The sequence below is a fragment of the Eggerthella hominis genome (assembly GCF_014287365.1).
Lineage (GTDB): Bacteria > Actinomycetota > Coriobacteriia > Coriobacteriales > Eggerthellaceae > Eggerthella > Eggerthella guodeyinii.
Map to the genome: position 1 here is coordinate 92123 of NZ_JACOOA010000006.1, position 13334 is coordinate 105456.

At 66.7% G+C, this 13334-nt stretch carries 14 protein-coding genes; 12 read left to right on the forward strand and 2 right to left on the reverse strand.

Annotated elements, in window-relative coordinates; genetic code table 11:
* Positions 1–38: 38 nt before the first annotated feature.
* Together H8S61_RS13235 and H8S61_RS13240 are read right to left on the reverse strand one after the other, a co-directional pair.
* Positions 39–1418, reverse strand: coding sequence for a helix-turn-helix transcriptional regulator (locus H8S61_RS13235; RefSeq protein ID WP_186939307.1), 1380 nt, complete (start codon positions 1416–1418; stop codon positions 39–41).
* Positions 1419–1539: 121 nt separating this feature from the next.
* Positions 1540–3129: an FAD-dependent oxidoreductase gene (locus H8S61_RS13240; RefSeq protein ID WP_186939308.1), complete on the reverse strand. Its 1590-nt coding sequence runs from the start codon at positions 3127–3129 to the stop codon at positions 1540–1542.
* A gap of 219 nt (positions 3130–3348) precedes the next feature.
* On the opposite strand from H8S61_RS13240, the gene H8S61_RS13245 reads away from it, so the two are divergent.
* From H8S61_RS13245 to atpA, 12 genes are all read left to right on the forward strand, one after another.
* Complete coding sequence (locus H8S61_RS13245; RefSeq protein ID WP_160943145.1) at positions 3349–4326, forward strand: alpha/beta hydrolase; 978 nt, start codon at positions 3349–3351, stop codon at positions 4324–4326.
* On the forward strand, positions 4308–5795 hold the full coding sequence (gene glpK / locus H8S61_RS13250; protein WP_186939309.1) for a glycerol kinase GlpK: 1488 nt from the start codon (positions 4308–4310) through the stop codon (positions 5793–5795). Before H8S61_RS13245 ends, glpK begins: the two co-directional genes overlap by 19 nt.
* A 15-nt stretch (positions 5796–5810) precedes the next feature.
* Complete coding sequence (rpiB, locus tag H8S61_RS13255; RefSeq protein WP_154334250.1) at positions 5811–6251, forward strand: ribose 5-phosphate isomerase B; 441 nt, start codon at positions 5811–5813, stop codon at positions 6249–6251.
* A gap of 74 nt (positions 6252–6325) precedes the next feature.
* Entirely contained in the window at positions 6326–7582 is a 1257-nt protein-coding gene (gene glyA / locus H8S61_RS13260) for a serine hydroxymethyltransferase (protein ID WP_160943143.1), read from the forward strand.
* A gap of 41 nt (positions 7583–7623) precedes the next feature.
* Positions 7624–8259 carry a uracil phosphoribosyltransferase gene (gene upp, locus H8S61_RS13265; RefSeq protein WP_154334248.1) on the forward strand — a complete coding sequence of 212 codons (636 nt, stop codon included), beginning with the start codon at positions 7624–7626 and terminating at the stop codon, positions 8257–8259.
* A gap of 101 nt (positions 8260–8360) precedes the next feature.
* On the forward strand, positions 8361–8834 hold the full coding sequence (locus H8S61_RS13270; protein WP_154334247.1) for a deoxycytidylate deaminase: 474 nt from the start codon (positions 8361–8363) through the stop codon (positions 8832–8834).
* 252 nt (positions 8835–9086) lie between these two features.
* Complete coding sequence (locus H8S61_RS13275) at positions 9087–9368, forward strand: hypothetical protein (protein ID WP_154334246.1); 282 nt, start codon at positions 9087–9089, stop codon at positions 9366–9368.
* Between the two features lie 19 nt (positions 9369–9387).
* A complete protein-coding gene (gene atpB, locus H8S61_RS13280; protein ID WP_160943140.1) occupies positions 9388–10173 on the forward strand; it encodes a F0F1 ATP synthase subunit A in 786 nt (261 codons plus the stop codon).
* A gap of 131 nt (positions 10174–10304) precedes the next feature.
* Positions 10305–10523, forward strand: a complete 219-nt coding sequence (gene atpE / locus H8S61_RS13285) for an ATP synthase F0 subunit C (protein ID WP_009304825.1) — start codon at positions 10305–10307, stop codon at positions 10521–10523.
* A gap of 52 nt (positions 10524–10575) precedes the next feature.
* Positions 10576–11196, forward strand: a complete 621-nt coding sequence (atpF, locus tag H8S61_RS13290; protein ID WP_160943139.1) for a F0F1 ATP synthase subunit B — start codon at positions 10576–10578, stop codon at positions 11194–11196.
* Positions 11186–11764 (forward strand): ATP synthase F1 subunit delta, encoded by a 579-nt coding sequence (gene atpH, locus H8S61_RS13295; protein WP_154334245.1) that lies wholly within the window; start codon positions 11186–11188, stop codon positions 11762–11764. Before atpF ends, atpH begins: the two co-directional genes overlap by 11 nt.
* On the forward strand, positions 11764–13332 hold the full coding sequence (gene atpA / locus H8S61_RS13300) for a F0F1 ATP synthase subunit alpha (protein WP_160943160.1): 1569 nt from the start codon (positions 11764–11766) through the stop codon (positions 13330–13332). The genes atpH and atpA overlap by 1 nt, the downstream gene beginning before the upstream one ends.
* Positions 13333–13334 lie beyond the last annotated feature (2 nt).

Sequence of the window (13334 nt, forward strand, 5' to 3'; positions counted from 1 at the left end):
GCGGCCAGCGCCTCCAACGCGGCCGGCCGCATCCCGCCTCAGGCCGCCGTGCTCTGCCGCACGATGTCGAGCAGTTCCTGCCGCGATCCCACCTGCAGCTTCGCGTACACGTTCGAGCGATGGCGCTTCACGGTGTTCTCCGACAGCACGAGGGTCTCGGCGATGTGCTTGAGGGAGTTGCCCTCGGCGAGCAGCGCGAAGACGTCGGTCTCGCGCGGCGTGAGGTCGTGCCGCGCGGCGAGGAGCCCGATCACCTCCTGGCGCTCCGAAGCCTCGCGTGCGATGCCGCCCTCGAAGGCGAACAGGCCGCGCTCGTGGCGCGCCAGCGCGAAGGCGGCAAGCAGGATGGCCAGGGCGAGCAGGCAGATGAGCCCGCGCGAGGCGATGCCGAGGTGGATGGCGACGTTGCCCATGCCGCTCGCCAGGTAGTAGATGGCCAGCATGACGTACGTCGACGACGCCGAGCTCGCTTGGGGGAGCAGGCGGGATTCGTGGGCCGAGCAGGCGACGAGGATGAAGCTGACCCAGTGAAGCGAGCTCGTCGCGCCGAGGATCGGCTCGGTCAGCCCCGGGTACACGAACCACAGCAGGATGAGCGTTGCGAAGAACACGGCGCTGAGGAACAGGAACCAGGTGACGTTCATGGTCCTCAGCATGAACAGCCCGGCGAAGAGGAACACCATGCCGACGAGGGGGACCGTCGCCACGCCGATCTCCTGCTGGGCGGCGGGTGCGTTGAGGATGAAGAACTGCGTGGTGGCGAACCCCATGATGGCGGCGTAGATGGCGACGAAGGGGATGCGCTTCGCCGTCGCGAGGGCGTCCGCGGGCTGCGCTTCGGCACCGTTGCGCATGCGGGCGCTCGCGCCGCGGTACGCCAGCGCGAACGACAGGCAGGAGGCGAGGGGCGCGCAGATCGACCACCCGATGAGCGCATGCGACCCGCCGGCGAACAGCGCGGCTGCGACGCCGGCGTACACCAGGCCCAGCGAGAGCGACACCATGGTCTCGCGCAGCGATTGCTCGGTCGGCCGATGGATCCACAGGATGTGGGCGAGCCCGAAGAGCACGCTGGAGGCCGCCGTCCAGGCGAGGTAGAACGCGCGGGGCGCCAGCAGGTTCCACGCCGCGCAGGCGGCCAGGGCGGGAATCGCGAGCGCGCAGACGAGCATGAGCGCCATCGCGCCGCGCACGAGGCGGCGGGTGCCGAGGGGCTTGTGCAGCAGGTAGCCGATCGCAAGCGTCGCGGCGATGAGGAAGCTGACGGGCAGCGTGTTGGAGCCGCCCGCCTCGGCGATTCCGGCCGTGGAGCCGAGGGGCCCTTCGACGATCCAGGGATGCGAGAAGAAGTACCAGAGCGTCGCGTTGCCGAAACCCACCGAGGACAGCAGCAGGGGCGCGTTGTTCGGGCTCTTCATGCGAGCGGGTCTCCCTCGAGGCGATCGGAAACGGAAAAAGCCGAATCCGCCCGGCTATCGCGTGCGGATTCGGCCATTATACCAAGCGCGCCGGCTCTTTACGCAGCGCGCGCCGCCCAGCTTATTCCGTTGAGGCTTCCGCCGCGGCGTTGCGTCCCGCGATGCGCCCGAACACGAGCACGTCGAGCATGGACGAGCCGCTGCCCATGTACCAGCCGTAGATGGTTCCCGCGTTGCGTCCCGCGGCGTACAGGCCGGGGATGATCTCGCCGTCGTTGCCCAGCACGTGCGCGTCGAGGTCGATGGCGAGGCCTCCGCAGCTCGCCGTGTAGCACTGTTCCGACCCCGCCGCGAACACGTGCAGGGTCCCCTCGTCCAAGGCCTTGAGGAACTGCTGCTTCTTGCCGAACTCCCGATCGCTGCCCAGCGCGGCGGACTCGTTGTAGAACGCGACCGTGCGCTGCAGCACGTCGGGGTCGATGCCGGTTTTGGCGGCGATCTCGCCCAGGTCGCTCGAGCTGACGAGGGGGTCTCCCAGCTTGCCGCCCCCTTCGGCGCGGGTCGCGTCGTCGACGATCAGGTAGCAGCTCGAGGTGGGGGCCATGATGATGGCCCTCCCGAGGAACGAGTTGTACTCGTCTTCGGCGACGATGCGGCGGCCGGTGCCGTCCACGAGGATGCCCCGCGCCAGCGGCTCGCTGAACGTCACGATCGTGTACCCGATCTGGAAGCACCCCATGCCGCGCGTCGCGGCGTCGAGAGCGAGCCCCATGAGGATGCCGGAGCCGTTCTCGGAGCCCGCCGTGGTCAGGCGAGGGCCGCGCTTGTTGAGGAACGGGTAGTTCGCGTTCAGCATGGCCTCGTTGTCCACGAAGCCCCCGCAGGTGAGCACGACGCCCTTCTTCGCCTTCACGAACACGTCGCCCTTCGGCCCCTTCGCGGCAATGCCCACGACGCGGCCGCCGCCGTCGGTCAGCAGGCTTGCGCCCGGCGTCTCGTACATGACCTCGACGCCGGCGGCTTCGACGGCTCCCTTGAGCGCGGCGAACATGTCCTGGCCGGTGGAGCCCGGCTGCGGGCAGTGCCCGCGTGGCGCAGGGGCGGCCACGGCGGCGAAGTCGCGGGCGCGCTCGTTGCCGCTGTACATCAGGCTGATGCCGCCCTTGTCGGCCGACAGGTTGCGGTTCTCGTCGCAGACGCCCGACTCGAAGTCCATGCCGTGCTCGACGAGCCAACGATACAGGTCGGGCGCCGATTCGCACACCAGCCTGATGGCGTCGTCGTCGGCGTTCTCGCCCGCCGCGGCGGACAGGTAGGCGTAGAAGTTCTCCGTGCTGTCCTCGATCCCGAACTTCTTCTGCAGATCGGTGCCTCCCATCATGATGTAGCCGCCGTTGGCCGCCGTCGAGCCGCCGCCCTGGGAGTTGAGCTCGAGCAGCACGACGCTCGCCCCCGCTTCCGCGGCCTCGATCGCCGCGGCCGAGCCCGCACCTCCGAAGCCCACCACGACGACATCGGCTTCGGACGTCCAGCTCACGCCCTCGGCGCTGCCGGCCCCGACCGTCGCGGAGCCGGCGTCCTGCCCGGCGTCGGACGTGGTCTTCGGCGCGCAGGCCGAAAGGGCGCCGAGCGCGGCGATGCCCGAGCCCGCGAGGGCCACCCCCTTCACGAACGAACGACGCGAGTAGAACGATGCATTCCCTTGTTCCATTTCTCCTCCTTGTTTCGTTGGAACATGCGGCTCCCAGCGTGCCGCGCCGCCGCGTCGCTGCCGAGACCTGGAAAGGGCCAAACCGGCCGAAAGGCGCATGGCCCTTTTCGGGCCATGCGCTTTTCCCGGAGGCTTCCCCAGGGGTCGTTCGCGTAACGCTTCCGCCCGAACCTTCCCCGTGCGGGTATAATGGGATAAAACTCCTGGGGAGGGGATCATATGGATACAGAGGTTGCAGTCGCGCCGATCGGTTTTTTGTCCCATGACGGAACGTCCACCATCAAAGGCCTCGTGTGGGAGCAGGCGCAGGCGCGGGGAAGCCGCCGCCGCACGGCTCCGCGCGGCGTCGTGCAGATCGTCCACGGCATGGTCGAGCACGTGGGGCGCTACGACGAGTTCGCGCGCTTCCTCGTGGGGCGCGGCTTCGTGGTGTGCGCCGCCGACCACATCGGCCACGGCAAGAGCGTGGCCTCCGCAGACGAGCTGGGCTGCCTGCCGCCGGACGGCAAGGAGATCCTCATCGAGGACGTCCACGAGCTGCGCAAGACCGTCACCGCCCGCTACTCGCGCCAGACGCCCTACATCATGTTCGGCCACTCCATGGGCAGCTTCGTCACGCGCGCCTACTTGGCCCGCTACGGCGAGGACGTGGCGGCGGCCGTCATCTGCGGCACGGGCCAGCAGCCCCTCGTCCTGTCGAAGGCCGGCAACGCGCTGGCGCGCTTCCTCGCGAAGACGAAGGGGCCCGACTACCGCAGCACGCTCCTGGACAACATGGGCGTGGGCGCGTACGCCAAGCAGGTCGAGAACCCGCGCACGCCGCACGACTGGATATCCACCGACCCGGCCGTCGTGGACGCCTACATCGCCGACGAGCTGTGCGGCGCCCTGTTCTCCGTCGGCGGCTACGCCACGCTCACCGACCTGACGGGCGAGGTGGTGTCGCCGTCGTGCGCGGCGAAGGTGCCGAAGGACCTGCCCGTGCTGTTCGTCTCCGGCGCCGAGGACCCGGTGGGCGGTTGCGGCAAGGGCGTGCGGGCGGCGGCCGACCTGCTGCGCCGCGCCGGTGTGCAGGATGTGGAGGTGAAGCTGTACGAGGGCATGCGCCACGAAATCCTCAACGAACCGGGGCGGGCTCAGGTTTATACTGAGACGGTCGATTGGATTGAGGAGCATGCATGCCAAAGTACGTCGTAGCGCTCGACCAGGGAACCACCTCGTCGCGCGCCATGCTCGTCGACGCGCGCGGGTGCGTCGTCGATGCGGTGCAGAACCCGTTTCCCCAGCTCTATCCGCAACCCGGGTGGGTCGAGCACGACCCGCGCGACATCCTGTCGTCGCAGCTGGGAGCGCTCACCGAGCTGTTGGTGGCGCACAACCTCGGCTCGGAGGACATCGACAGCATCGGCATCACGAACCAGCGCGAGACCACCGTGGTGTGGAACCGCGAAACGGGGGAGCCCGTGATGAACGCCATCGTGTGGCAGTGCCGCCGCACGGCGCCCATCATCGACGAGCTGACGGCCGATCCGCAGGTGGCGCGCACCATCGTCGACAAGACGGGTCTCGTGCCCGACGCCTACTTCTCCGCCAGCAAGATCAAGTGGATTCTCGACCACGTGGAGGGCGCCCGCGCCGACGCCGAGGCCGGCAAGCTGGCCTTCGGCACCGTCGACACGTGGCTCATCTGGATGCTCACGCAGGGCCGCGTGCACGCCACCGACGTGACGAACGCCAGCCGCACCATGCTGTTCGACATCCACGAGCTCGCATGGGACCCCTGGCTGCTCGACCTGTTCGGCATCCCCGCGTCCATGCTTCCCGACGTGCGTCCCTCGTCGGGCGAGTTCGGCCGCACCGCCAGCGCCGGCATCGTGCCGAACGTGCCCATCTGCGGCGTGGCGGGCGACCAGCAGGCGGCCCTGTTCGGGCAGTGCTGCTTCGAGCCGGGCCAGGCGAAGAACACGTACGGCACCGGCTGCTTCCTGCTCATGCACACGGGCGGCGAGGCGTGCCGCTCCACGCACAACCTCGTCACCACCATCGCCGCGTCGGGCCCCGGCGCGGGCCCCGAGTACGCGCTCGAGGGCAGCGTGTTCATGGCGGGCGCGCTCATGCAGTGGCTGCGCGACGACCTGGGCATCATCGACGACGTGGCCGACACTTCGGCCATCGCCCGCAGCGTGAACGGCACCGACGGCGTGTACGTGGTGCCCGCGTTCACCGGTTTGGGCGCGCCGTACTGGGACGCCGAGGCGCGCGGCGCCATCTACGGGCTCACGCGCGGCACCGGCCGGGCGCACATCGTGCGCGCCGCGCTCGAGTCGCTCGCGTACCAGGTGCGCGACCTCGCGGTGGCCATGGAGGCCGACGCCGGCGTGCCGCTCAGCGTGCTCAACGTGGACGGCGGCGCGTCCGCGAACGATTTCCTCATGCAGTTCCAAAGCGACATCCTGCGCACGCCGCTGCGCCGGCCCCAGAACGCCGAGACGACCGCGCTCGGCGCCGCGTTCCTCGCGGGCCTGGCAACCGGGTTCTGGAAGGACGCCGACAGCCTGCGCGCCCTGCGCTCGTCGGACGCGATCTACGAGCCCGGCATGGAAGACGAGCGCCACGAGAAACTGCTCGAGGGCTGGAAGCGCGCCGTCGAGCGCACGATGAGCTAACGAAAGGACGAATCGATGAAGATCAGCATTGCAAGCGACCATGCGGGGTTCGAGCAGAAGCAGGCGCTCGTCGACTACCTGGCCTCGCAGGGCCATGACGTGATCGACCGCGGCCCCGACTGCGACGACCGCGTGGACTACCCCGACTACGCCGCGCTCGTCGCGCACGACGTGGTGGACGGCGCCGCCGAGCGCGGCGTGCTCGTGTGCGGCACGGGCATCGGCATGGCCGTGGCCGCCAACAAGATCGACGGCATCCGCGCCGCCAACGTCACCAGCCCGCTGTTCGCCGCCCTCGCGCGCGAGCACAACGACGCGAACGTCGTCGCCGTGTCGGGCCGCTTCGTCGACGAGCCCACGAACCGCGAGATCCTCGACGCCTTCGTCAGCACCGCCTTCGGCGGCGGGCGCCACGCAGGTCGCGTGGAGAAGATCGCCGCTCTCGAGAACGAATAACCGGGCGGGCCGTGCGCCCGCCGTCCTGTGCTAGCATGATCACTTCGCTTCGTACTCATCGAAAGGAACCGCCCATGGCCCTCCAGTACGTACCCCAGACCGATCCGGCCGTCGCCGACGCGATGCGCCAGGAGCTCGCCCGCGAGCGCGACTCCATCGAGCTCATCGCCTCGGAGAACTTCACGTCGCCCGCCGTCATGGAGGCCGTGGGCAGCGTGCTCACGAACAAGTACGCCGAGGGCTATCCCGGCAAGCGCTACTACGGCGGCTGCGAGAAGGTCGACCTCGTGGAGGACCTCGCGCGCGACCGCGCCTGCGAGCTGTTCGGCGCGAACTTCGCGAACGTGCAGCCCCACTGCGGCGCGAACGCGAACTTCGGCGCGTACGCCGCGCTGCTCGAGCTGGGCGACACGGTGCTGGGCATGAGCCTCGACCAGGGCGGCCACCTCACGCACGGCTCGCCGGTGAACTTCTCGGGGCGCTTCTACAACTTCGCCGCCTACGGCCTCGATCCCGAGACCGAGACCATCGACTACGACGAGGTGGAGCGCATCGCCAAGGACGTCCGCCCGAAGCTCCTCGTGGGCGGCGCGAGCGCCTACCCGCGCGTCATCGACTTCGAGCGCATGGCCGCCATCGCGCACGAGGTGGGCGCGTACTTCATGGTGGACATGGCCCACATCGCCGGCCTCGTGGCCACGGGCGCGCACCCGAGCCCCGTGCCGCACGCCGACGTCGTGACGTCCACGAGCCATAAGACGCTGCGCGGCCCGCGCGGCGGCTTCATCCTGTCCAACGACGAGGACATCGCCAAGAAGATCGACAAGGCCGTGTTCCCCGGCGCGCAGGGCGGCCCGCTCATGCACGTCATCGCCGGCAAGGCCATCGCGTTCGGCGAGGCCCAGCAGCCCGCCTACAAAGAGTACATCGACCACGTGGTGGAGAACGCCCGCACGCTCGGCCAGGGCATGATGGACGGCGGCCTGCGCCTCGTGTCCGGCGGCACCGACAACCACCTGTGCCTCGTCGACCTCACGGCCGCCGACGTCACGGGCAAGGACGCCGAGAGGCTGCTCGAGAGCGTGGGCCTCACGGTGAACAAGAACTCCATCCCCAACGAGCCGCGCAGCCCGTTCGTCACGAGCGGCATCCGCGTGGGCTCCGCCGCCGCCACCACGCGCGGCTTCACGGCCGACGACTTCTACGAGGTGGGGCAGCTCATCGCCGCCACGGTGTTCAACGCCGCCGATGACGCGAAGCTCGCCGACGTGCGCGCCAAGGCCGACGCCCTGCTGGCCGCCCACCCGCTCTACCCCGAGCTCGACTACTAGAACCGAACAGGAACCAGACCGCAAGAAAGAAGGCCTCGCCCATGCACTACGACCGCGTCACCGTCGTCGACCATCCGATGGTCCAGCACAAGCTGTCCAAGCTGCGCAACAAGAACACGTCCTCGAAGGATTTCCGCGCGCTCGTGCGCGAGCTGGCCATGTTCGAGGGCTACGAGGCCACGCGCGACCTGGCGCTCGAGGACGTCGAGGTGGAAACGCCCATCTGCAAGACCACGTGCAAGCAGGTGGCGGGCAAGAAGATGGTCATCGTCCCCATCCTGCGCGCCGGCCTCGGCATGGTGGAGGGGCTGCAGGAGCTCATGCCCTCCACGTTCGTCGGCCACCTCGGCATGTACCGCGACCCCGACACGCACGAGCCGCACGAGTACTACGCGAAGCTGCCCGACAGCATCGCCCAGCGCAGCGTGCTCGTGGTGGACCCGATGCTGGCCACGGGCGGTTCGGCCACGGCGGCCATCCACTACCTGCGCCAGCAGGGCGTGAAGAACGTCAAGCTCGTCGTGCTCGTGGCGGCGCCGGTCGGCATCGAGGCCGTGCTCGCGGCCGATCCCGACGTGCAGATCTACACCTGCGCCATCGACGAGTGCCTGAACGATCACGCCTACATCGTCCCCGGCCTCGGCGACGCCGGCGACAGGATCTTCGGCACGAAGTAGCGCGCCGGGGCCGGCGCCCTTTCACGGCGCCGGCCTCTGTTCCGCGAGCCGCACGCGCCGCCCCGCGCCGTAGGAAGCTTGAACCGAGAGACGGGATGCCCATGGAAACGACAACCGAGCCTTTGCTTGACAAGCGCCCCAGCTGGGACGAGTACTTCATGACGCTGGCGAACGAGGTGGCCACCCGCACCACCTGCATGCGCCGCGCCGTGGGGGCGGTCATCGTGAAGGACCGTCGCATCCTGGCCACCGGCTACAACGGCGTGCCCACGGGCATGCGCCACTGCGCCGAGACCGGCTGCCTGCGCTCTCAGCTCGGTGTGCCCAGCGGGCAGCGCCACGAGATCTGCCGCGGCCTGCACGCCGAGCAGAACGCCATCATCCAGGCGGCGCGCTACGGCATCAACATCACGGGCGCGTCCATCTACATCAACACGCAGCCGTGCGTCGTGTGCGCCAAGATGCTCATCAACGCCGGCATCGAGGAGATCGTCTACCAGAACCCGTATCCCGACGAGCTGGCCATGTCCATGCTCGAGGAGGCGGGCATGAAGCTGCGCGTGTTCGACCTGTAGGGGAGGGCGCCCGAAGGCGTCCCCGGCGCCCTCCGCGGCCGCCCGCCCGCGCTCCGCCCGCCTTTTATACGGTTTCGCTCACCGTTCACGCGAGCTTTATGCAGTTTTTTGACCGGTTTATTCCTCCACTCACCCTATTTTTGTAACTTTTTGTAACCTCGACGTTGGACAAACGTGAAGTTCCGTTATCATACGTCGTGGCTTGGTATGGATGCGCGCGTGTGCGCTCGACGGTCAAGAAGAAAGTGGGACATGGCACTAGCTATTGTACTGGGGGCGCTTGCAGGCATCGCGGGGTTCGCTCCGCTGTTCGCCGGTTTGCGCATGACGAGACGAGTGACCGATACCAGCAACCTGGGGCACGCCGGTGCCCTTCTTTTGGGTGTGCTGCTCTCCGTCGCTGTGCTTTTCGTTACGGCTATCGCCTGCGCGCTGCTTGCGCGCGAATTCGTCCTGCCCTTTGTTCTTGCCGAGGTCGTGGCTCTTTCCGTCGCGGCTATCGGGTTCGGCGTCAGCAATCTCGTGCGGAAGTAAGATGGAAAGGTAAAGACACGTGAATCCTCTTGAATCCCTAGCGGAACAGGTACCCCACCTGCAGCATTCTTTCGATTCCGCCTTCGTGTTCGGGTCGGGGTCGTTCGGCATGACGCAGTACGTGCTGTGGATGCTCATCTGCTTCCTCATCACGCTCGTCGTCGTGCTCGCGGCCAGCAAGCGCCTCACGATCATCCCCACGAACAAGTTCACCAACATGGTGGAGTACGGCTACGAGTTCGTGAAGAAGGACATGGGCGAAAGCGCCATCGGCCACGGCTACAAGAAGCACCTGCCGTTCCTGGCCACGCTGTTCTTCTTCATCCTGATCAGCAACTTCGTGGGCCTCATCCCGGGCTGCAAGACCCCCACGGGGTCCATCAGCATCACCTGGGCGCTCTCGGCCATCTCGTTCATCTACTTCATCTTCTGGGGCATCAAGGCGAAGGGCCTTGGCGGCTACCTCAAGTCGTTCGCTCCGGCCGGCCTGCCGCTGCCGATGGTTCCCATCGTGTGGTTCCTCGAGCTGTTCTCCACCGTGCTGCGCGTGCTCACGCTGGCCGTTCGACTCTACGGCAACATGTTCGCCGGCCACATGGTCCTCGGCATTTTCGCGCTGCTCACCAGCGTGTTCATCGGCTCCGCCATCCAGGGCGCGGGCGTTGCCGTCGGCGGCGTCTCCATCGCGTGGATGCTGTTCCTGTTCGCGATGTACGCGCTGGAAGTGCTGGTGGCGTTCCTGCAGGCCTACGTGTTCACCATCCTCAGCGCGGTGTACATCGGCCTGGCCACGTCCGACCACTAGGTCGCGATCGAGGCCCCTCGCGCCCAAGCGCGGGAAACGTTAGGTGTTTAGCCGGCTATTCCACGGCTGGTTGACATAGAAGGTGTCCATGGTTCTCGGGAAAAGCCCGAGAACGGTAAAAGGAGGAAACTGTGGAAATTACACTCGCTCTTGCGGCTTTGAAGCTCGTGGGCTACGGCCTGTCGACCATCGGCCCTGGCCTGGGCATCGGCATCGCCTGCTACGGCTGCTGCGTTGCGACCGCTCGCCAGCCCGAACTGCAGGGTCGTCTGTTCACGAACTTCATCATCGGTGCCGCTCTCGCCGAGGCCCTGGGCCTCATCGGCTTCGTGCTTACCTTCATCGTGTAACAAGCCTCATTCGGATACCGTGCCGTATAAGGCTTACAAGGAGGTAACGTACGTGAAAGCTAAAGCGAAAGAAACATCGGCCCGCATCGGGCTTGCCGCGCTTGCCGGCGCCGGCATGACGTTTGCTTTCCCTGCGCTCGCGTTCGCGGCTGAAGAAGAGTCATCGGGCGGCCTGAGCGCCATCCTGCCCGACATGGCGGAGTTCATCCCCATGCTCGTGATCTTCATCCTGCTTTGGATCGTTCTGGCCAAGTTCGGTTGGCCGAAGTTCGAGGCCATGCTGGAGAAGCGCGAGATGACCATCAAGGATTCCCTTGAGAAGTCCGAGCAGGCTCGCGTCGAAAGCGAGCGCGTGCTTGAGGAATACAAACGCCAGTTGGAGGATGCCAAGACCCAGGCCGCCCAGATCGTCGCCGATGCGAAGAAGACGGGCGAGGCCGTGAAGGCCGACATCACCGACAAGGCGCAGTCCGAGGCCACCGCGATGATCGACAAGGCGCACAACGCCATCGAAGCGGAGAAGAAGGCCGCCATCTCCGAGCTCCAGGGCTCGGTTGCCGACCTGTCCGTCGCCGTTGCGTCCCGCCTGATCGGCGAGGATCTCGACGACGCCGAGCACCGCAAGATCATCGAGCGCTACGTGAACGAGGCGGGCAGTTTCAATGCCAACTAACCGCCAAATTCTCAAAGAGAAGGTCGCGACGTATGCGTCCGTTCTGTTGGACGGCGCATACGAAGCAGGCGGTCAGGACGCCGTGCTCGAGGTCCGCGACCAGGCCGAGCGCATCATGCGCATCGCACGTTCGAACATGGATCTCTCCGACGCCTTGGAGGACAGCTCCTATACGCCCGAGCAGAGGGGTCAGCTGGTGCGCAACCTGTTCGCATCATGCAACCCCGTCCTCGTCGACGTTCTGGCCGTCATGGCCGAGCGCGGGGACTTCGCGTTGCTGTCGCGCGTATGGGCCAGCTATGGAGAACAGCTCGAACAGAAGCTGAACGTCACCGTCGTCGACGTCACGACCGTCGTCGACCTGGACGATCATCTGCGCGAGGTCATTACGAAGAAAGCTGAGGCCGACCTGGGAACGAACGTCGTGTTGCGCGAGCACATCGACCCGTCCCTGCTCGGCGGCATATTGATGAGCGCCAACGGCAAGCGAATCGACGCCAGCGTCCTGTCGCAGTTGGAAAGCGCTCGCAACGTGCTCAAACTATCAACAGATGGAGGTGAATGCTAGTGACTGAAATCACCGCACAGTCTATTGACGATGCACTGCGCAAGCAGCTTGATGCCCTCAATACGAGCGTCGAGTCTCGCGAAGTCGGAACCGTCATCCAGATCGGCGACGGCATTGCGCGCGTCGACGGTCTCAAAGACGCCATGGCGGGCGAGCTCCTCGAGTTCGTGGGTTCCAACGGCCAGACCGTCTACGGTATGGCCCAGAACCTCGAAGAGGACGAAGTCGGCGCCGTGTTGCTTGGTGACGTCACCGCAATCAAGGAAAACGATCAGGTCAAGACGACCGGTCGTATCGTGGAGATCCCCTCGGGCAAAGAGATGCTCGGCCGCGTGGTGAACCCGCTCGGCCTGCCGATCGACGGCAAGGGCCCCATCAAAGCCGACGGCATGCGCCCGGTGGAGTTCAAGGCCCCCGGCGTCATTCAGCGCCAGCCCGTCGAGGAGCCGATGCAAACCGGCATCCTGGCCATCGACTCGATGATCCCCATCGGTCGCGGCCAGCGCGAGCTGATCATCGGCGACCGCCAGACCGGCAAGACGTCCATCGCGGTTGATGCCATCATCAACCAAAAGGGCAAGGATATGATCTGCATCTACGTCGCCATCGGCCAGAAGGCATCCACGGTTGCCGGCCTGGTGGAGACGCTGGAGAAGCATGGCGCGATGGAGTACACGATCATCGTGAACGCCTCCGCGTCCGACTCCGCGCCGCTGCAGTACATCGCCCCGATGGCGGGTGCCGCAATCGGCGAGTACTTCATGTACAACGGCGAGGACGGCCAGCCGGCCACGGCCGAGAACCCGGGCCGCCACGTGCTGTGCATCTACGACGACCTGTCCAAGCAGGCCGTGGCCTACCGCCAGATGTCGCTGACGCTGCGCCGCCCGCCGGGACGCGAAGCCTACCCGGGCGACATCTTCTACCTGCACTCCCGCTTGCTGGAGCGCGCGGTCAAGATGTCCGACGAGTACGGTGCGGGCTCGCTCACGGCGCTGCCCATGATCGAGACGCAGGCCGGCGACGTGTCCGCCTACATCCCGACCAACGTCATCTCCATCACGGACGGTCAGATCTTCCTGTCCACCGACCTGTTCTTCCAGGGCCAGCGCCCCGCGGTCAACGTCGGCATCTCGGTGTCGCGCGTCGGCGGCTCCGCGCAGGTCAAGGCTATGAAGCAGGTTGCCGGCACGCTGCGCCTCGACCTCGCGTCCTACCGCGAGCTGCAGGCGTTCACGCAGTTCGGCAGCGACCTGGACAAGTCCACGCAGGATCAGCTGAACCGCGGTGCCCATATGACCGAGCTGTTGAAGCAGGGTCGTTACGTGCCGATGCCCGTCATGGATCAGGCTATGTCCATCTACGCTGGTGCGCATGGCTACCTCGACGACATCCCCGTGCCCGACGTCGTCCGCTTCCGCGGCGAGTTCCTCGACTTCATCCACGCTTCCAAGCCGGAGATCGTCGAAGCGCTCGAGAAGGCGCAGAAGTTTACCGACACCATCGAAACCGACCTGAACGCTGCGATTGAAGCTTTCAAGCTGCAGTTCTCGCCTTCGGTTTCCTAAGG